18 protein-coding genes are annotated in these 20770 nt (G+C 39.8%); 15 read left to right on the top strand and 3 right to left on the bottom strand.

What is annotated here, in order from left to right; genetic code table 11:
- Positions 1-15 precede the first annotated feature (15 nt).
- The 8 genes from PQ478_RS09715 (at position 16) to PQ478_RS09680 (ending at position 9117) form a co-directional block, all read left to right on the top strand.
- Positions 16-369: a cupin domain-containing protein gene (locus tag PQ478_RS09715; RefSeq protein ID WP_289236696.1), complete on the top strand. Its 354-nt coding sequence runs from the start codon at positions 16-18 to the stop codon at positions 367-369.
- An 82-nt stretch (positions 370-451) separates the two neighbouring features.
- Entirely contained in the window at positions 452-652 is a 201-nt protein-coding gene (locus PQ478_RS09710; RefSeq protein WP_012958669.1) for a hypothetical protein, read from the top strand.
- Between the two features lie 227 nt (positions 653-879).
- Positions 880-2424 carry a pyridoxal phosphate-dependent decarboxylase family protein gene (locus tag PQ478_RS09705; RefSeq protein ID WP_289236695.1) on the top strand — a complete coding sequence of 515 codons (1545 nt, stop codon included), beginning with the start codon at positions 880-882 and terminating at the stop codon, positions 2422-2424.
- On the top strand, positions 2411-4258 hold the full coding sequence (locus PQ478_RS09700; RefSeq protein WP_289236961.1) for an IucA/IucC family protein: 1848 nt from the start codon (positions 2411-2413) through the stop codon (positions 4256-4258). Before PQ478_RS09705 ends, PQ478_RS09700 begins: the two co-directional genes overlap by 14 nt.
- Complete coding sequence (locus tag PQ478_RS09695; protein WP_289236694.1) at positions 4233-4811, top strand: GNAT family N-acetyltransferase; 579 nt, start codon at positions 4233-4235, stop codon at positions 4809-4811. The genes PQ478_RS09700 and PQ478_RS09695 overlap by 26 nt, the downstream gene beginning before the upstream one ends.
- Positions 4780-6093 carry a lysine N(6)-hydroxylase/L-ornithine N(5)-oxygenase family protein gene (locus PQ478_RS09690; protein ID WP_289236693.1) on the top strand — a complete coding sequence of 438 codons (1314 nt, stop codon included), beginning with the start codon at positions 4780-4782 and terminating at the stop codon, positions 6091-6093. Before PQ478_RS09695 ends, PQ478_RS09690 begins: the two co-directional genes overlap by 32 nt.
- Positions 6090-7265: an MFS transporter gene (locus PQ478_RS09685; RefSeq protein ID WP_289236692.1), complete on the top strand. Its 1176-nt coding sequence runs from the start codon at positions 6090-6092 to the stop codon at positions 7263-7265. Before PQ478_RS09690 ends, PQ478_RS09685 begins: the two co-directional genes overlap by 4 nt.
- Positions 7266-7287: 22 nt before the next feature.
- Complete coding sequence (locus tag PQ478_RS09680) at positions 7288-9117, top strand: IucA/IucC family protein (RefSeq protein WP_289236691.1); 1830 nt, start codon at positions 7288-7290, stop codon at positions 9115-9117.
- A 72-nt stretch (positions 9118-9189) separates the two neighbouring features.
- On the opposite strand, the gene ulaA is transcribed toward PQ478_RS09680, so the two are convergent.
- The 3 genes from ulaA to PQ478_RS09665 are packed head-to-tail and all read right to left on the bottom strand — an operon-like array spanning position 9190 to position 12822.
- Complete coding sequence (gene ulaA / locus PQ478_RS09675; RefSeq protein ID WP_012958664.1) at positions 9190-10452, bottom strand: PTS ascorbate transporter subunit IIC; 1263 nt, start codon at positions 10450-10452, stop codon at positions 9190-9192.
- Positions 10453-10454: 2 nt separating this feature from the next.
- Positions 10455-10730, bottom strand: coding sequence for a PTS sugar transporter subunit IIB (locus PQ478_RS09670; RefSeq protein WP_289236690.1), 276 nt, complete (start codon positions 10728-10730; stop codon positions 10455-10457).
- 22 nt (positions 10731-10752) lie between these two features.
- Positions 10753-12822 (bottom strand): BglG family transcription antiterminator, encoded by a 2070-nt coding sequence (locus PQ478_RS09665; protein WP_289236689.1) that lies wholly within the window; start codon positions 12820-12822, stop codon positions 10753-10755.
- Between the two features lie 367 nt (positions 12823-13189).
- Here PQ478_RS09665 and PQ478_RS09660 point away from each other — a divergent pair, with 367 nt between their 5' ends.
- The 7 genes from PQ478_RS09660 to PQ478_RS09630 all read left to right on the top strand — a co-directional run bounded on the left by PQ478_RS09660 (position 13190) and on the right by PQ478_RS09630 (position 20670).
- Positions 13190-13738, top strand: a complete 549-nt coding sequence (locus PQ478_RS09660) for a hypothetical protein (RefSeq protein WP_289236688.1) — start codon at positions 13190-13192, stop codon at positions 13736-13738.
- 14 nt (positions 13739-13752) lie between these two features.
- A complete protein-coding gene (locus PQ478_RS09655) occupies positions 13753-14325 on the top strand; it encodes a sugar O-acetyltransferase (protein ID WP_289236687.1) in 573 nt (190 codons plus the stop codon).
- A 216-nt stretch (positions 14326-14541) separates the two neighbouring features.
- Positions 14542-15873, top strand: coding sequence for an aminotransferase family protein (locus PQ478_RS09650; RefSeq protein WP_289236686.1), 1332 nt, complete (start codon positions 14542-14544; stop codon positions 15871-15873).
- A 21-nt stretch (positions 15874-15894) separates the two neighbouring features.
- The gene (locus tag PQ478_RS09645; protein WP_435521071.1) at positions 15895-17319 is read left to right on the top strand and encodes an aldehyde dehydrogenase family protein; all 1425 of its coding nucleotides are present in this window, start codon (positions 15895-15897) and stop codon (positions 17317-17319) included.
- 241 nt (positions 17320-17560) lie between these two features.
- Positions 17561-18988 (top strand): sigma-54 interaction domain-containing protein, encoded by a 1428-nt coding sequence (locus PQ478_RS09640; protein WP_289236685.1) that lies wholly within the window; start codon positions 17561-17563, stop codon positions 18986-18988.
- Positions 18989-19139: 151 nt separating this feature from the next.
- Positions 19140-20120: an agmatinase gene (speB, locus tag PQ478_RS09635; protein ID WP_289236959.1), complete on the top strand. Its 981-nt coding sequence runs from the start codon at positions 19140-19142 to the stop codon at positions 20118-20120.
- An 85-nt stretch (positions 20121-20205) separates the two neighbouring features.
- Complete coding sequence (locus PQ478_RS09630) at positions 20206-20670, top strand: DUF1801 domain-containing protein (RefSeq protein ID WP_289236684.1); 465 nt, start codon at positions 20206-20208, stop codon at positions 20668-20670.
- Positions 20671-20770: the final 100 nt, after the last annotated feature.

Genomic DNA, 20770 nt, shown 5'->3' with positions numbered 1-20770 from the left:
TCGGGGGGATCTCATTTGCAGCTATTTAATTTTGAAAAAGAAACTGGTCAAAAAGTAACACATTTTGACTCAAATTTCATGATGACAAAAATCGCAAAACTTGATTCTACTGCACAAATTGGCTGTATGCATTTGGGTGAAGGAGGACTTATTGGCTATCACCAAGCCGCCGTACCACAACTTCTTTTGATAGTAGAAGGGGAAGGCTGGGTCCGTACAGAGGATGAAAAGTGTTCCATCAAAAAAGGAGATGCAGTGTTTTGGGAGAAAGGCGAGTGGCATGAAACTGGGACAGATAACGGTCTGACGGCTATTGTGATTGAATCTGAGGGTTTAAACCCTGAGGAGTTTATGGTGAAAAAACGATAAATCATTAAGAAATATTGTTTATATAAGTTTATCTTTAATGATACACTTAGATAAGATAATGAATGTATAAGCGAGGTTTCCAATGATTGATTATGTAATTCGTGCAGCAGCTGGTTTTGTCATTTTATTGATTTTATTGTTTTTGGGGCCGTATACGAATATTGAATGGCTTCAACCGAGCAGTCCTTACCGGTTTCTCATTGTTCCAATTGCCTTGATTGGCAGCTGGGTGTGCCTATACCTGTACCGTAAGCTGAAACAAAAAAAGAGTGCAAGTGCATAGGAAGAGCGTGTGTTGAGTAGTCAACACACGTTCTTTTTTTATGAATTTAGGACTGTAATGATAAGCATGAGTGTAAATAATCACACGCGTATTTAAATGGGTGACCATTTTACTGAATCTCCATTTTCAATTGACAATGATTATCATTTAAACTAACATAGCCAACAAGAGTTATTGATAATGATTTTCATTATCTTTTGGTGTTTAAAATACTAGGAGGGATAGAAATGGAATTGACTCAGCTTGAGGAATTCAAAACGAGCCTAATAAACAATAACCACTTTAAACGGTTTTTTCCGCAGAAGGATATTGAAAGTATGTCTGAATATCATGCAGCAATCCAAACAGCAAAAGACGTGTTTTCACAAATAGTAACTAGTCAAAGTCACCCTTACACCGGACTTTCTCAAGCTTCCATAAAACAAGGCTTAGAATTAGCTTTCCCGGATATCGTACCAAAAAGAGGTCTCTCAATAGGTAAAGTAATGGAGAAAATCGGGGAAACCGTTACTGCGCACTCCATTCAAGTGACGAATTCAAGATGTTTGGCCCATTTGCATTGCCCGCCGTTAACATCAGCTTTAGCAGCAGAGGTGCTGATAAGCGCATCCAATCAATCAATGGATTCATGGGATCAAAGTACCTCTGCTACGGTCGTAGAAGAAAAAATGGTGAAGTGGCTGCGTGACCTCTTTTATGAAGATAAAACAGCAAATGGTGTTTTCACAAGCGGCGGTACCCAATCCAACTTAATGGGATTATTACTTGCACGGGATCATTTTTTATATAAGAAGTTTCACTGGGATACCCAACAAAATGGACTTCCAAAAGAAGCTGGGAGAATGAGAATTTTCTGCTCAGCTGATGCCCATTTTACTGTACGTCAATCAGCCTTCTTGCTTGGTTTAGGTGAACAAGCAGTGATTCCTGTAGAGACGGATCAGCATCACCGAATGTCCATAGATAAACTGAAAGAGAAGCTGCATCAAGCAGAAAAAGAAAATCTTATTCCATTTGCAATCATCGCAACGGCTGGTACAACGGACTTCGGCAGCATTGATCCTCTTAACGACATAGCACGAGTTGCTGATCAATATAATGTTTGGCTTCATGTTGATGCTGCATATGGCGGTGCACTGATGCTTAGCGAACAACATAGCCACAAATTAGAAGGAATTAAGGAAGCTGATTCGATCACGGTTGATTTTCACAAATTATTTTACCAACCAATCAGCTGCGGGGCTTTTCTATTAAAGAACGAGGAGCATTTCAACTACCTTAAACTTCATGCCGATTATTTAAATCCCGAAGAAGATGAAAATGATGGCATACCTAATCTTGTAACCAAATCTATTCAAACAACAAGACGATTTGATGCACTTAAATTGTTTGCTTCTCTACAAGTGTTAGGAAAGGACACATTTGCTCAAATGGTAGATTACACAATAGACCTAGCCCAACATACAGCTGCTTTATTAGAAGAGGATTCCAACTTTGAAATCATTCATCAACCTGAAATAAATGCAGTTGTATATCGGTACTTTCCTAAAGAGCATAGAGAGGATCCTGATTGGCTTAATGATGCAAATGCATTTATACGTACAAAGTTATTTGAATCAGGAGCTGCAGTTATAGCAAAAACCCGAGTGAACGAATCTATTTACTTGAAATTTACCCTTTTAAACCCGTTGACAACAATAGAAGATATCAAAGAAATCATAAATTATATGAAACAACTAGTAGAAGAAAGGGGTAGACATAATGATCGCTAAACAAATAGCTGAAAAAGCCACGATTCAAAGCTTTTTGAACTGCTACCTGCGTGAAGATGGTAAGGGAGCTTTAATTAACAAAAGTCAATTTGCCGAATTAATAGATGATCACCTCATTGACCATAATGAAGTGAGCCAGGTAATACATATTAAGCTCGCTTATCAAAATATTGATTTATTTATCCCGCTTGAATATTGGTCGCTCACCGGGAGACATCTTTTTTCGTTTCCGCTATATTATGCACAAAATGCGGAGCGGACCAACCTGCTTGAGCTTGATTATCTGACTCTTGTAAGTCTTGTCATTAAAGAATTAACCCTTGAATCTGGCGGGGGATCAACAAGCGTTCAAGATGAACTCATGATGAGAGTCATTTTAAGTTGTCAAAATATTGAGATGTTTGTACGAGAAAGATTAGAGGAAGCCGGTGCCCTAACTGCTTTCGATATGGATTTTATTGATGCAGAGCAGGCATTATTATTAGGCCATTTATTGCATCCAACACCTAAAAGCCGCCAAGGGATCAGCGAGTGGGATACAGCCCAATATTCTCCAGAGTTAAGAGGATCGTTTCAACTGCACTATTTCCGTGTTCATCGCTCGCTCGTTTATGAACGCTCAGCCGTGCAGCATACAACTACTCATTTAATAAAGCAGATGCTTATAGATCATTCAGATACTTTAAGTGACTTTAAAGAGAAATACTGCGAGGAAGATGAGTATTCATTAATACCTGTTCACCCATGGCAGGCTGACTATTTAATGAGAAAACCAAAGGTACAGCAAGCCATTAATGACGGATTGATTGAAAATCTAGGTAAACAGGGGGCAGCGTATCAGCCGACTTCCTCCGTTCGAACAGTCTATCATCCCAACGAGGATTATATGTTTAAATTCTCTTTAAATATAAAGATTACGAATTCAGTTCGTGCCAATAAAAATATGGAGTTAGAACGAGGAGTTGAAGTAAAGCACTTATTAGACACAGAGATAGGAAAAGATTTAAAAAGGAGATTTCCTAATTTTGAAGTAATAAAAGATCCGGCCTTTATAACAGTAAAACTAGATGGGGAAAAAGAATCAGGCTTTGAGGTCATATTGCGAGAAAATCTATTTAAAAAAGAAGAAGCTAGGAATGCCACACCAATTGCTGCGATTTGCCAAGATACAATCAGCGGACCTCCTTCGAGACTTGCTGCTATTATTCAAAGTTTGGCTGAGAAGGAAGGACGTTCTGTTGAAGCAGTCAGCGTAGATTGGTTTACTCGTTATCTCAATAGGTCCCTTAAACCTATTTTTTGGCTTTACTTAAATCATGGCATTGCATTAGAAGCCCATCAACAGAACAGTGTCATCCATTTAAAAGATGGGTATCCTGACCGGTTTTATTATCGTGATAATCAAGGCTACTACTTTTCGGAATCCTTCTATGAAAAGTTAAGTCAAGTGCTACCTGGCATTAGTGAAAAGAGTAATACCGTTTGCTCGGATGCTATAGCTGATGAGAGGCTGCGTTATTATTTTTATTTTAATAATATTCTCGGTTTAATCAACGCTTTCGGAGTAGCTCGGTTAGTAGATGAAAGTATTCTTTTAGAGACATTACGAGAAGCGATTTTAGAGATAGAGATTCCGGCTAAAAGTTCTTCAATGCTTATTGAAAGTTTATTATATGAAAAAACACTTCCTTGCAAAGCGAATTTACTTACTCGCTTTCATGATATGGATGAATTGACCGGTTCACTAGAAACTCAGTCTGTTTACGTCGAAATTGATAATCCTCTTGTCAGAAAGGAGCTTGTAACCAGTGAATACCCGAGAAGGAGAGTTTGACCATCTCATCACGTTTCGGGAAGTTGAGTTTGATAAAGACGTTGCTCGTTTACATGAGTGGCATCATAAGCCTCATGTCATTCCTTTTTGGCAGCAGAACTTTCCGTACGACCAATATCAAACACATTTAAAAAAGCTTTTAGCAGATACACACCAAACTTTATATATTGGCGAACTTGATGGTATCCCAATGTGCTATTGGGAAAGTTACTGGGCTAGTGATGATGTGATTGCCAATTATTATGACGCAGACGAAACAGACCAAGGCATCCATTTATTAATCGGCCCTGAATGTTATCTGGGTAGAGGATTAGCCTTGCCTATACTTCGCGCAATGACAGCCTATCAGTTTACCAAGGAACAAACGATGAGAATCGTAGCTGAGCCAGATATACGCAATAAAAAGATGATCCACGTATTTAATAAATGCGGATTTATACCTATAAAAGAGATCGATTTACCAGATAAAAAAGGACTTTTAATGGTTTGTGAGCGAGAGGTATTTTACAGGAGGTGGAAGGATGTCCCATTTAGAAACGGACAATGTGTATGACGTAATAGGTATAGGCCTTGGTCCCTTTAACTTAGGCTTAGCAGCGCTTATTGAGGAAGGGACAGACCTTAACACAATATTCCTAGAACAAAAACCAGAATTTGAATGGCATGGAGGCCTTTTGATAGAAGAGACAACTTTACAAGTCCCATTTTTAGCAGATGTGGTTACTATGGTGAACCCAAAAAGCCACTACAGCTTCCTTAATTATTTGCATGAAGTGGACAGGCTCTATAAATTTTATTTTCTTGAGAGATTTCACATCCCAAGAAGAGAGTACAACCATTATTGTAAATGGGTTTCTAAACAGCTTTCCAATTGTCAATTTGAAACGCGTGTAGAATCAATTGAACATGATAAGACACAGCAGCTCTTCAGAATAGAAACGATACAAATGAAAACGGGGAAAAATAATACTTTTTACGCGAAAGACGTGGTACTGGGTATCGGGAGCTCTCCAGTTATGCCAGCAAGCTTAAAGGCACAAGAAGGGAAGGACTTGTTTCACTCTGCACAATTTTTGCATCACCGTGATCGTTTAAGAGAAGCCAATTCCATTACAGTCATTGGCTCAGGTCAAAGTGCAGCAGAGGTATTTCTAGAATTATTAAAGGAGCAGCCTAATTATCAGTACAAGCTGGATTGGTTCACACGGTCAAAAGGTTTCCACCCAATGGAATACTCAAAGCTTGGTCTTGAACATTTTTCACCTGAATATATAAATTATTTCTATAAATTACCTCAATCAGTAAAAGATACGCAGCTGCCAAAGCAAGACCTGCTGTATAAAGGGATCAGCGCTCAGACAATATCCGATATTTACGACCTGCTGTATGAACATTCAATCGGCGGGGATAAACCTGATGTCCGCTTGCTTGCTAAAACAGAAGTAACTGAAGTAGAGAAAACGGAAAACGGATTTACAGTTTGTTGCAATCAATGGGAACAAAATGAGATGTTCAAACATAAAAGCGAGGTTATCATATCTGCGACGGGATACTCACACCCGATCCCTTCTTTTATTAAGAATTTAGAGTCGATCATTAATTGGGATCAGGAAGCTCGCTACCAAATTACACACGACTATGAATTGAAATTAAAAGAATTGACCGATAACAAATTATTTGTTCAAAACGGAGAAATGCATACACATGGGGTTGGTGCACCTGACTTAGGGTTAGGGGCTTATCGTAATGCTGTGATAATAAACAAGCTGGCACAAAAGGAAGTGTACCCTGTTCGCAAGCGAAATGTATTTCAGCAATTTGGAGTTCATACGTGACTTCAACTAAAGTCCAGCAAGCTGTGCTGTTTCTATTAATCTTCTATTTCATCTTAGCTGATGTCATTTTATCACCATTTTATCCGCAATTTTTCTCTAAGGTGTTTGGAGTAGAAGACTTGGAATTTACGGCTCTGTATATCTTCATTGCTAGATTGACAGTCGTCATTTCCGTCCCGATATGGGGGATTTTATCTAAGCGTTTTGAAGTAAAGCACCTCATTTATACGGGGCAATGGATCTCAGCTATGATGCTTTTATGCATGGCTATATCACAGCATGAGATTCAATTCATGATATTCACCGTTTTATTATTAATAGGAAAAAGCAGCCTGTTTTTTATTTATCCGTTATTAATTCAGTTAAATGGTGAGAGAAAGCGTACTCGAGTCGTTGGTATGTATCACATGGTATTTCATGCAGCAGTGATCACCGGCACGTTGACTGGGGCTTGGATCATTGCGCTAGAGCAACCATTATACTTGTTCATCGGTTTAGCAGCCATTGAACTTTTATTATGGTTCACTGCCTTTGTCACATTAAGATATTTAAATACACATACGATCAGCCCTCCAAAAGTTAAGCAGGGCTTTACCCGAAAGCATGGATTTATACTAGCGGGCATAGGATTGATTTTGCTGCTCTTTCACACAGCAAACAACATGATCCGTCCCTATTTCACTCTTTACACTATGAATGAATTTCAGCTATCTAGCTTTGAGGGCAGCTTATTGTTTATGATGCCAAGTGCAATGGCAATCTTTGCTTTTCCTTTCATACAAAAGGGATGGTGCAAACACCGGGCACCGCTGATCTTTACCGTAACACTCGCAATATTAGCATTTACTCTTATTGTGCAAGGCTTGACAGATCAACTCATCTGGCTTTGGGCGAGTCGAATAGTGTACGGCTTTTGTTTAATCATCTCACAAGCCGCACTAGAGCTGACTATCTTTAATCGAAGCACAAATCACGTTCAAGTGTACGCTGCAGCTTCAACGTTTCAGAATGCCGGACTTCTCATTGCACCGCTCGCAGCTTCTAGTACAGCTGCTGCATTCACTCTAGCTTCACCACTTACCGGTGCTGGCTTTCTATGTGTAACAGCCATAATCGTTGCGTTATTCACATTCAATATGAGTACTAAAACAGAAAAAAACAAAGCAGCATAATTTCTTTAAGGAGAGTGGAAAAATGAATACTCAAACTCGTATACAGGATATAGTAACTGAAGAAGTATGGACCGAAGCAGGAAGACAGCTTCTCACTAAAATGATTACCGAATTTATGTATGAAGATATGATTCACCCCACTGTGGTTAGTGAAGAAGAGGGTGCCGCTCTGTATCAACTTTCTTTAACAAAGGATACCGGTAAAAAAGCGCAATATCAATTTAAAGCGAAGAAGCGATTAATGGACAGCTATCATGTTTTTCCAGAATCTATAACGTTCCTAAAAGACGGTGAATGGATTCATGCAAAAGATCCTATTCAATTTATTCTAGATATCCAGCATGACGTGGGGATGAATCCCGTCACAACGGGCCACTTAATTAAAGAATACCACAATACTCTTTTAGCTGATGCTCACATTCTGCAAAAGAAAAAAGCGACTTCAGCTGATGAGTTGGTTGATCTTGATTATGCAGAGCTTGAAGGAGAGATGGAAGGGCATCCTTGGATAACATATAATAAAGGGCGTATAGGTTTTAATTACACTGACTATCTTTCCTATGCTCCGGAACAAAAAAAGGAAGTACAGCTCTCATGGATTGCTGCTCACCGAGATCACGCAACGTTTCATTCCGTCTCTACTGTAGATTATGAATCGATGATTAGAAGTGAGCTAGGTGAGGAAAACTATCAACACTTTGTACAGATGATAGAATATGAGGGAGTGGATGCGAGTAAGTATTATTTGATCCCGGTTCATGAATGGCAGTGGAATGAGATGATTGTATATTATTTCGCATCAGAAATTGCTTATAAACATATCATTTATGTAGGAAAAAGCGATGATCTCTATCTGCCGCAGCAATCGATTCGTACTTTTGTGAACCGTAGTGCCAAGCATAAGCATCACGTAAAGCTGCCGATGAGCATCCTAAACACACTTGTGTACCGCGGCTTACCAGGTGAGCGGACAGTAGTCGCACCTACGATCACCGAGTACATTCACGACATACGCGATAAAGATGAATTTTTAAACAAAGAATGCCGTATCATTTTACCTGGAGAAATTGCCAGTATGAATTATGAGCATCCTTACTTTTCCAAGTTAACTGGTGCTCCTTATCAATATCACGAAATGCTCGGAACGATCTGGAGGGAGAGTATATACAGTTTCTTAGATGAAAACGAGCATGCTGTTACATTAGCATCCCTTCTTTATATAGACGATAAGAAGAAGCCGTTCGTAGCAGCCCTAATCGAACGATCCGGCTTAACAACCAAAGAGTGGATGAAAACATTATTTGATGTGGTCGTGCAGCCGCTCCTTCATTTCCTCTACAAGTATGGAACGGTTTTCTCGCCGCACGGTCAAAATACGGTGGTTGTGTTAAAAAATCATATCCCGCACCGCTTAGCGATGAAAGACTTTGTTGATGATGTAAATGTCAGTGATGAGCCTCTGCCTGAACTTGAGCATTTGCCAAATGAATTGAAACCCGTTCTACGCAGCGAGGGAAGAGAAGGGCTTTGCCAGTTTGTATTTACCGGGCTGTTCGTCTGCCACTTCAGGTATCTCGCTGATATATTAGATACGTATGAGTACATGGATGAAGAGCAATTCTGGCTTTCGCTCAGAAACACGATCATTGACTATCAGAATCGTTTTCCAGAATTAAAAGAGCGCTTTACACTGTTTGATATGCTTAGACCGCAATTTACAAAATTATGCTTAAACCGCAACCGTATGATTGATTATGGATATGAGGATGATGACGATCGTCCCCACGCTTCAGAGTACGGCAAAGTCCAAAATCCATTGCATTTAGCTGCAAGTAAGCTAGCAGCTTTTTAACCACAATAGGGCTGCCCCTAAGGTCTTTAATGACCTATTGGGACAGCCCGATTTTTTTACTGTTATTAAATATTAATTAAACAAACTCATTAACCAACCTAGTAGAATTCCTACAACTCCGAAATCAGAATCACCGAATGTTGTTCCTTCAAATCCTATCGAACCAAGGACTGGCAGTAAGAGGGCAGGTAAGAAACTAATTAGAATACCGTTTGTGACCGCTCCTAAGATCGCACCGCGACGGCCGCCCATTGCATTACCGAATACTCCGGCAGCGGCTCCCGTAAAAAAGTGAGGGACTAAGCCAGGCACGATTAAAGCAAGACCGAATACTGGTAAGATGAACATACTTCCGAGTCCTGCAAGAAAACTAAAGAGGAAACCGATAATTACTGCATTAGGTGCAAACGGGAATACTACAGGTGCATCTAAAGCAGGTTTTGCATTTGGAACAATTTTATCAGCAATCCCTTTAAATGCAGGAACGATTTCAGCGAGTAACATACGTACCCCAGCAAGAACCACATACACACCAGCTGCAAAGGTTATACCTTGCATGATAGAGAAGATAATGAAGTTCATTCCTTCACTTAGCTCCGTCTCAATGTAAGTAGAACCTGCGAATAATGCTACGACAATGAATAAGATCGCCATTGTTAGTGAAACCGCTACAGATGTATCACGCAAGAACCCAAGAGATTTTGGTACTTTAATATCTTCAGTTGTTTTTTCTTTATTTCCGAAATACTTTCCGATCGTACCTGAGACAAAGTATCCGACAGAGCCGAAGTGACCAAGGGCAATATCATCATTCCCAGTAATTTGTCGCATATATGGCTGCAAGATTGCCGGGAAGAAGACCATTAATGAACCTAAAATAATCGATCCAGTGATAACTAATGGTACTCCGCTCATGCCGCCTGTACTTAAAATAACAGCAATCATACAAGCCATAAAGAGTGTGTGATGACCTGTAAGGAAGATATATTTAAAAGGCGTAAGACGTGCAATTACGATATTAGCCACCATACCAAATAACATTATCATTGCTGTTTCTGTACCAAATGCTTGCTGAGCAACTGCTACTACGGCTTCATTATTCGGAATAACTCCTCGAATATTAAAAGCCCTTTCAAACATTTGTGAAAAGAAGTCAAGAGAGGAAATAAGGACTCCTGCACCTACTCCAATAATAACGAATCCCATAATTGTTTTTAATGTACCTGAAACGGTATCAGCTGAGCTCTTTTTTTGGAGCAGAAGGCCTAGCAGGGCAAATAACCCTACTAGAATGGCGGGAGTTCCCAGGATGTCATTCATGATTAATTCAGCCATAATTATCCCTCCGTAACAATATGTTTTTGTAAAGCTTCCTTCAATTCTTGCTGATTTAACAAGTTAACAAGTGGAATAATGTGACGGTTGCCATCATCTAGGTTTGAGATAATATCTTGAGATCCAATGTAGTAATCTGCATCTTCTGTTTTTGAAGTAGCTAAGTCTGTGTGTGAAACTTCTGCATCAATTCCTAACTCGCCTAGTGCTTTCTTTACGTTCATTTCCACGATAAAGCTGCTTCCTAATCCATTTCCACATACAACTAAAATTTTCATTTTACATTCCTCCAATAATTAATTAATTTGAATATTTATCAATTAAAACTTGAATATCAGTAACATCTTCACTTTGACGCAGCTTCTCAATATTTTCTTCTTCAGATAACATCGTTGTTAATTGAGATAATGCTTTTAAATGGGTTTCGTTATCTGTTGCAGCTAAGACGAAGAGAAGTGACGCTTGGTGCCTTTCTTCTTCTGAGAAAGCAATAGGCTCATTCAGTTTAAGAAGGCTCATGCTTAACCTATTCACTCCTTTTTCCGGTCTAGCATGCGGGATTGCTACTTGCGGTGCAATGATGACATATGGTCCTAGTTCATCAATGTTTGAAATCATTGCATCAACATAACTTTGACTGATTGAATTGTTATCTAGCAACGGGGCAGAAGCCATTTCCACAGCCTCTTGCCAGCTGCTAACGTTATCTACAATCTGAATCGACGACTTGTCTATAATTTCGTTTAGCATCGGTTTATAAAGCTCCTTTATTTTTAATTGCTTATTAGAGAGAATGTGTTCAATCTCTTCTAATAATTGCTTCTCATTGTGAATATCAGCATGCTTTTCAATAGCTTGTAGAATCTCGTTTAATTGTCCGGTTCTAGAAGAAGACTCTCTTTGGTGTAACAATCGATTTACATTTGTTAGAAGTCTCTCTTTTTCCACATCATTAAGAATCGCATTTACATGAAATGTAGGCAGCGTTTGCTTCTGCAGTAAAACTGTCGTAAAAATCAGGTCGGCTTTCGTTTTGGATTCTTCTATTGAGGTCACTACCTCAAAATCAAGTGTTGAAAATAAGGTTTCTAACTGACTTTTCAAAATCTGAGAAGTTCCAATACCGCTTGAACATACAATCAACGCATGTTTCCGTGCAGCTGGCTGACTTCCTTCTCTTCTCATCCATCCCCCAAAATGCATCGTGATGTAAGCTGCTTCATCATCATTAATGGCAGCGCCTACAAAGCGTTCTAAATGAGGAAGGACTTTTTTTGTCAGTTCAAAGACATCTCCATATTTCTCTTTTATCGATTTCGTTAGAGGGTTCTTAGCCGAAATCCCATATTTTAACCGATAGAAGGCTGGCCTGATATGAATTAAAAGATTCTCTTCAACCGCTCTGAAGTGCTCAAACTCAATACATGCATACCTTTGAAAATCAATCACCATTTTTCTTACGACATCTTCAAGCCCATTTACAGTACTCATTGGACTGTCAGAGAGTGAGCGTAAACTCAACAAGAAGATGGTCAAATAATAAATTTCATCCTCAGGGACCGATAATTGGTTCGAGTTGAATAGTTCTTGACTAAGAAGTTCTGCTCCTTTGTAAGCACGATTATTCTCTAAAGCCTGTTTTTCATCTTTTGTTAAAAAGACATATTCCCCTAGCTTCATTCTCTCTAAGAAAAATGCTATATACCATGTTAGCTCTTCAATAGATTCTGGATTTAACTGCACATCTAAATCGTTTTGAAGTACCTGCAGCAACTGAACATTATGTTCAACTGTTTCTAATAAACTCGGATTTGCTTCCTTCCAAAGAGACATTAATTCTATTGAAAAGTCATTGTCTTTTTGAAAGGTAAAAGCATTAACAAACCATTTTCGAAGTTCAAATTCCGGCCCATGGATGTAGTAACCTTTGCTTCGTTCATAATTGATCTCAAGACGATATTGCTTAGAATGCTGTTTAATCGCTTTCAAATCATTTAAGCAAGAATTCCTGCTAGCTTTAGTAACCGTTATCAGGTCTTTCACATAAATAGGTTCATGGCTGGTAAAAAGTAAGATTAAAATCAATTTTTGCCGCTCATGAGCTGTATACTCATACTGAATATCGCTATTTAGCTTCAAAAGCTCTGGAATCTTTTTCTTCGTAGAGGTAGTAATAAATATCCCTACTGATTTCACTTGTTGAACTTGATCAAGTTTATTGTCCTTAAGCCAATCATTTACTTTCTCAAGATTGTAATAAATAGTTCTTCTTGAGACCCTTAAACTTTTACTAAGTTCAAGAATCGAAACAGGAGCTTCTTTTTTTAATAACAGTTGAAGCAATTGAGTACTTCGTTGATCTAGTGCCATGAAACATCACCTTTTCTAATTTTGCTAGCTAGCTTTAAAGAGTAGGTAACTGATGTCTTGCTTACCTTTATCTTAAACGAATCAAATCTTTTTGGAAGTCCGAATCATGAACATGCGCGTGTGCAAAATTGGACTCATCTTATGTGAATAAAACAGCATACATATATGGAAACACATGGTTCTTCCAATGAATAGGAGAACAAACCATTGTTTTACCATTTCACAATAGGTTATTTTTTATACTTTGAGTGTATCTTTTGCACACTGCAGGGGACCATCATTTATTCAATGAGATCCGGTTGAAACCTTCTATTCATTTCTTTCGTTTCACTATAAATAGTCAGATGAATGAAAAGGTGTGTATGAGATGAAACGTTTAATCATTGTTATGGCTGTCACTTTGCTTACTGCGTGTGGTACTAATCAAGTTGATGTAGAGGGGGTACAAGAAGGGCGTACTTATGAACGGTCAGAAAAACAAACAGGGGAAATGGTTTATACCATCTACACAGATAAAGAAGTATATCAGGACGGGGAAGTAATTGAAGCTTGGACTGAAAGCACGTATATGGGTGAAAATGAAGAACTAAAAATAGGGCATGGCGGGAGCATTTATTACAACCATATTAAGCAGTTGGATGGTGATTTTGAGCTTGAGGGGGCAATGGTGTTGCCACTACTCTATACCACCTTAACAAAAGACGTACCGCACAGAGAGAATTTTATTAAAACAGGGGCATGGGATGCAGACTCCCAAGAAAACGAATTTTGGGAGGGTTTCTTTGCTGAGAAAGATCTAATTTTGCCGCCTGGAGTGTATGAGTTGATTGCGGTGCCTTCATTTCATTATAGTATAGAAGGAAATGAAGTGAATGTGAGTGAAGGAATCAGTACGATTATAACAGTAGAGGAATAATGGAGGGGTATAGGATGAAGACGGAGAAACAAAAGATGATAGACGGTGAACTTTATGAACCTTGGGACGCTGAACTCATGCGAGACCGTGAACAGGCAAGATTTTTAACTCGAATGTTTAATGAAACGACTGAGTCAGAATATGCCGAGCGCATCCAAGCCATCAAAAATTTATTTGGCTCGACTGGCGAAGAAGTATATATGGAGCCTAACTTCAGATGTGATTACGGCTATAATATTCACGTCGGCAACCAATTTTTCGCCAATTTCGACTGCGTCATCTTGGATGTATGTGAAGTTCGTTTCGGCAACAACTGCATGCTTGCACCAGGAGTACATATTTACACAGCCACTCATCCGATCAATCCATTTGAACGAATCAAAGGTCCAGAGTACGGTAAGCCTGTCACAATTGGAGATAACGTATGGATTGGCGGCGGTGCGATCATCAATCCCGGAATTAAAATTGGTGATAATGCGGTGATTGCAGCAGGCGCAGTTGTCACAAAAGACGTGCCAACGAATGTAATTGTAGGCGGCAACCCTGCACGTGTGATTAAAGAAATTGATTTAAATGACAAGAGGTAGGAGACGAGTCGAAAGCTTGTCTTTTTTTGTTTGACTAATTTAATAATAAATCAAATCCACTTGTTCGATTAATATTTTAATCGATTTCTATCTTTATCGATCTAAAATTAGATCAATCTGGTATAAACGATTGCTTTACCAAGCAATTAAAATTGGCACAAACTTTGCAATATATCTAGGTATAAGAAGAAACGTAGATAAAGGGGAGTGTGCGGAATGTCACAAAAAACAAGTAAAATCGAAGAGCTTCGTGAATTGGATAAGAAACATTATTTACACCCTACTTCACCGATTGGCGCACAGCAAGAGCATGGACCTGCTTTCATATTCACAAAAGGCGAGGGAATTTATTTAACAGATATGTCAGGCCAAAAAGTGATCGATGGAATGTCTTCTTTATGGAATGTCAATATCGGTCATGGCCGCAATGAAATAAGTGAGGTAGCAAGTAAACAAATGTCGACATTAGCATTTAGTTCCTCTTTTGCGACATTCAGTAACGAACCAGCTATCAGGCTTTCAGCAAAGCTTGCAGAAATTGCTCCAGGAGATCTAACTGCAACCTTTTTTACCTCTGGGGGCTCAGAATCAAATGATACGGCATACAAGCTGGCAAGACATTACTGGATATTAAAAGGCGAGCCTAAGCGTAAAAAAATCATTTCACGGACACATTCCTATCATGGTGTGGCTATGGGAGCAACAAGTGCCACAGGAATTCAAGCTTTTCGTGACTTTACCAACTCTCTTGCTCCAGACTTTCATTATGCCGATCATATGTCCCCTGAAGCGTTAAGACAGGTGATTGAGTCAGAGGGGCCTGAGACGGTTGCTGCCTTTATTTCAGAACCTGTTCAAGGAGCAGGAGGTCTTCATATCGCAACAAAAGAATACTTTAAAGCGGTGAGAGAGATCTGTGATGAGTACGGAATTTTATTTATTACAGATGAAGTCATTACAGGATTCGGGCGCACAGGTACGTATTTTGGAATGGATCATTATGATGTAGCCCCTGATATGATGTGCTTTGCAAAGGGAGTCACAAGCGGTTATGCCCAGCTTGGCGGGGTTATGATCTCAAGCCGCATGCATGAAGACTTTACAAAGCTCTCAACTGGCACCCTTCTTCACGGATATACGTACAGCGGGCATCCAGTAGCATGTGCAGTCGCTCTTCGGAACCTTGAAATCATTGAGCGTGAAAATTTGATAGCTAATTCAAGCCAAATGGGTGAAGAGTTGCTAAATGGATTTATAAACTTGCAGGAGACTTTTGAAAGTATTGGTGATGTCCGCGCCCTCGGCTTAATGGGTGCGATTGAGTTTATGAAAGATAAAGAAAAAGAAGAGAGATTTCCGCAGCCTCTAGCACCTATGGTTGTTACAGAAGCCGCAAAGCGTGGATTGATTCTGCGTTCTGTTGTCTTTAACGGACAGGATACTCTTGTTTTCTCTCCTCCATTAATCATCACAAAAGAGCAGATCAATGACATGATGAACATATTACATGAGGCAATCAAAGCAGTAGAGACAACCATTAAACTATAATCATAAAAGCGAGGGATCCAGGTGAAAAAGCATCTATATATAAATGGTCAATGGGTGGAAGGACATTCATATACAGAATTATCTTCTCCTTATACAGGGGAAAAGATTGCAGAGATTGCAGCAGCTAGTGAAGAACAAGTAGAAGCTGCCATTGAAGCAGCTGAAAAAGCGAGCAAAGACATGGCGGAACTCGCTAGTCACAAACGAGCAGCTATTTTAGAAAAAGCTGCAGCGAAATTAGAAGAGCGCAAAGAAGAGGCAGCTCAATTAATTGCCCGAGAAGCGGCAAAGCCGATTAAAACGGCCCGTGCTGAAGTGGCAAGAACGATTGCGACCTACAAATTCTCTGCTGAGGAAGCGAAACGGATCCAAGGTGAAACTTTGCCGTTAGATGCTCAAGAAGGCGGAGAAGGGAGAACAGCCTACACGGTACGTGAACCACTGGGGGTTGTCGGAGCCATTACTCCCTTCAACTTCCCGATGAACCTTGTTGCCCATAAAGTAGGTCCAGCGATTGCATCAGGTAATGCAGTGGTCTTGAAGCCTGCAGGTCAGACACCTCTATCCTCGCTGTTTCTAGCAGACATTTTTGAAGAAGCTGGTCTTCCGGTAGGTGCGTTAAATATTGTTACTGGGAGCGGATCTGTAGTCGGTGAAAAACTAGTCACAGATGACCGCGTGAAAAAGATTTCCTTTACCGGAAGCCCTGAAGTAGGAATAGGCATTCGTAATAAGGCGGGTCTTAAGAAGGTCACACTCGAGCTGGGCTCAAATGCAGCTGTCATTATTGATAAAAACGTAGATATAGATAAAATTATTTCTCGTGCCGTTTCTGGAGCGTTTGCTTTCCAAGGCCAAGTGTGTATTTCCTTGCAGCGTATCTATGTAATGGATGAAGTGTATGAGGAGTTTGTTGAAAAGTTTGTTCAAGAGACAAAGAAATTGATTGTCGGGGATGCACTAGATGACCAAACGGACGTCTCAGCACTAATCAGCGCAAAAGATGTCAAGCGTGCTCTAAGCTGGATTGAGGAAGCGAAGCAAAAAGAGGCCGAGGTTGCTTGCGGCGGAGAGGCTGAAGGAAATATTCTCTACCCTACCGTCCTTCTCCATGCAGGAAATGAATTGAAAGTATCGTGCCAGGAAGTGTTTGCACCGATCGTTCATATTAACAAAGTGACATCTATTGATGAGGCGATCGATGAGGTTAACAATTCTAAATACGGTCTGCAAGCTGGTATTTATACAGAAAACATTCATACCGCTTTTGCAGCGACGAAAAAGATCCATGTCGGCGGTGTGATGATTAATGATATTCCAACATTCAGAGTCGACCATATGCCTTATGGCGGTGTCAAAGAAAGTGGCGTTGGCCGCGAAGGCGTAAAATATGCGATCGAAGAAATGACCGAGCAAAAATTGATCGTTTTTAATCATAACTATTAAGCAAGGTATGGTGGGCGTAGATGCCCGCCATTTTTTGTATGTGTAAAGATTGGTGCAATTACGAGGCAACTAACACAATTAATCTCTGAAAGAAGTTAATTCTAGTAGCAATAAATCCAATTCCTACTAGAGACCACATTAATCTTGCCTGAACAGAGGCAATAACAGTCTTAACCTGCGCAATCCAGCACAAAAAATGATATATTTGATGGTAACATACTCCTAGAAGGGACGGTTTTCTATGGATTCAGGAAATAACTTCGTTGAGATAGAGTTACAGGCGATTTTAAAAGGGTCAAAGGACAATATTGTCATCACGGATGGAGAAGGTAACGTCCTGAAGGCTAGCCCTAATTGTCTTGATATATATGGCGTAGAGTTTAACCAGATCCTAGGCCGCTCTGTATATGATCTTGAAAAAGAAGACATTTTCTCACCTTCAATAACAGTAAGGGTACTAAATGAAAAAAAAGAATGCCAGGTGCTTCAGCATACAAAAGGAGAACGAACGGTGCTTGCAACAGGAATGCCGGTGTTTAATGAGAACGGAGAACTCCTTCGTGTCATCAGTTTTTCATACGATTTAACTGAAATTGAAGAGCTGAGAGAAAATTATCATACGCTGCAGGAGAGAATGGGGCTATATGAATCACAGATAGAAGAGCTGCTTGAAAAAGAAGAACAAGATCGTGATGTCATCTTAAAAAGTAAAGCAATCAAGCGGGTGTGGGAGCTTGTTAAAAGAGTATCTGATTCAGAAGCGACAGTCGTATTTTTAGGGGAATCAGGCGTTGGGAAAAATGTATTTGCGAGGGCGCTCCATAATGGCAGCAGCCGAGCTTCAAAGCCTTTCATCGAAGTAAATTGCAGCGCCATACCAGAAGCGTTATTTGAATCAGAAATGTTTGGGTATGAATCGGGTTCATTTACCGGAGCACATAAAAAAGGCAAGCCCGGCATGATCGAATTAGCAGACGGCGGGACATTATTTCTAGATGAAATCGGGGAATTGCCTTTATCTATGCAAGCCAAACTCTTAAAAGTGCTGCAAGAAAAGAATGTGACACGAGTAGGCGGATTAAAACCACATAAAATTGACTTCAGACTGATTGCCTCAACTAATCAAAACTTAGAAGAAATGGTCAGAAGCGGTTCATTCAGGCAAGATCTATACTACAGACTTCATGTCATACCGATCGAAATCCCGCCGCTGCGCAAAAGAAAAGATGATATTCTACTATTAATCCAGCACTACCTCCATAGCTTTAATCAAAAATACAATGTACATAAACATCTTCAAGCACCAGCGCTCGATGAATTACTAGCCTATCACTGGCCAGGAAATGTGCGTGAATTAGAAAATACAATGGAACGATTGGTGCTTACCTCAGAGAAGGACAGAATTGAAATAAGTGATTTGCCGCTCCTGATCCACAAACAGCAGCATAACTCAATGGAGGAGTCTACAGCCAGTCAATCCAATGAGGCAATCAACGCCTCCACCTATAAAGAAGCGATGGCGCAAGTAGAAAAACATTGGCTTGAGCATGCTTTAAAGCAATGCAAAACGACATATGAAATGGCTGAACTTCTTGGATTAAGCCAATCAACCGTTGTGAGAAAACTCCATAAATACAATCTCAATTCAAAAATGCATCTTAATTCATAAACAACTTAAATTTAGCCCATTTAATTCATTATTGAATTAAATGGGCTTTTCTTGTACGTTTTACAATGAAATGAAACTGGCACAGGTCTTGCAATTAAAGATACTATCAAACTTTTTAGTGATATCAGGAGGTTATTCGATGACTAAACCTATGTACCAACCAAAAGATTCATCTCAGTCACCTCGGTTTTGCGGAGTCCGTACATTTATGAGACTTGAGGCAATTAAAACGACAGAAAATGTAGACTTTGTAATTTTAGGCGTTCCTTTTGACACGGCTGCATCATTCCGTACAGGGCAAAGATTAGGCCCGCAGCACATCCGAGATTTTTCTGTGTTGCTTAGACCATACAATCCAGATCAAGATATTAATATTTTTGATTATGCATCAGGAGTCGACTACGGAGATGTGAATGTGGTGCCAGGCAATGTACATCGCACATATGAAGCAATTCAAGATGAGCTTCGACCAATCCTTCATCATAATATCACACCAATTATACTTGGCGGCGATCACTCTATCAGCCTCGGCCATCTCCGTGCCTTTGCAGAAAAATATGGACCAGTTGCTCTAGTATTGTTTGATGCCCATGCCGATACTTGGGATCACTATTACGGAGAAAAATACATGCATGGGACACCGTTTAGACGCGCTGTAGAAGAAGGGCTGATTGATGTTGAACATTCAATCATGGTTGGAATGCGCGGTTCGTTATACGGTCCAGAAGATATGAATGATACACGCCATCTAGGTTTTGAAGTTATAACCATGCAAGAGTTCCGCCAAATCGGTTACGCAGAAACAATGGAAAGAGTGCATAAACGAGTAGGTGATGCGCCGCTATTTGTATCTTTTGATATTGATTTTGTCGATCCAGCCTATGCCCCTGGAACCGGCACTCCTGAAGTATGCGGTGCGACCAATTATGAAGCACTTGAATGTGTGCGAAAATTAGACGGGTTAAATATAGTCGGATTTGATTTAGTTGAATTACTCCCAACCTACGACAGCGGTGAGGTGACGGCGGTTATGGCTTCAGCAGTCGCCCATGAGATGATATCTTTAGTAGCGTTGAAGAAAAAGCGAGAACAGCAGGAGAGCAAGGTAGAAGCAGGAATAGTGAAGGATTAGAAGAATAGCTTTTAAGCTGCACTTTTAACAGATGTAGCGGTGTCCCATAGACATCGCTTATTTCTTCTTCACTAAAAATCATGATATGATCAGTACAATATATACGACAGGGGTGCTGCGGGTGGCTTATAAACTTAAAACAAAAGAAAATGATGCAAGCGTTATAGCATTCATTGAAAAAGTAGAAAGCCCTAAGAAACGTCAAGACGCGTATCAATTATTAGATCTTTTCACAGAAACGACAGGCTTTGAAGCAAAAATGTGGGGTTCAAGTATTATTGGATTTGGGTCTTATCATTATACATATAATACAGGTCATGAAGGCGACGCACCCCTCGTTGGATTCTCTCCTCGCAAGGCAAAAATAAGTTTGTACTTTGCAACAGGAGATCCAAACCGCGAAAAACTATTAGAATCATTCGGCAAGCATACATCCGGTAAAGCATGTGTTTACATCAATAAAGTAGCTGATATAGATACTAATGTGCTAAAAGCTTTAATTAAACAATCCGTAGATTTTCTACACACATTGTATCCTGATCATCATTAATAGGTACGCTGCACTTCCTGTTTGGGAAGTGTCTTTTTTTGGGACATGATCTGACAAACTATGATACAATTATCTAGATATATTATTACGTACCCAGGTA

The sequence above is a fragment of the Alkalihalophilus pseudofirmus genome, from assembly GCF_029094545.1.
Taxonomy (GTDB): domain Bacteria; phylum Bacillota; class Bacilli; order Bacillales; family Bacillaceae_D; genus Alkalihalophilus; species Alkalihalophilus pseudofirmus.
This window is presented reverse-complemented; position numbering and strand designations above follow the sequence as displayed.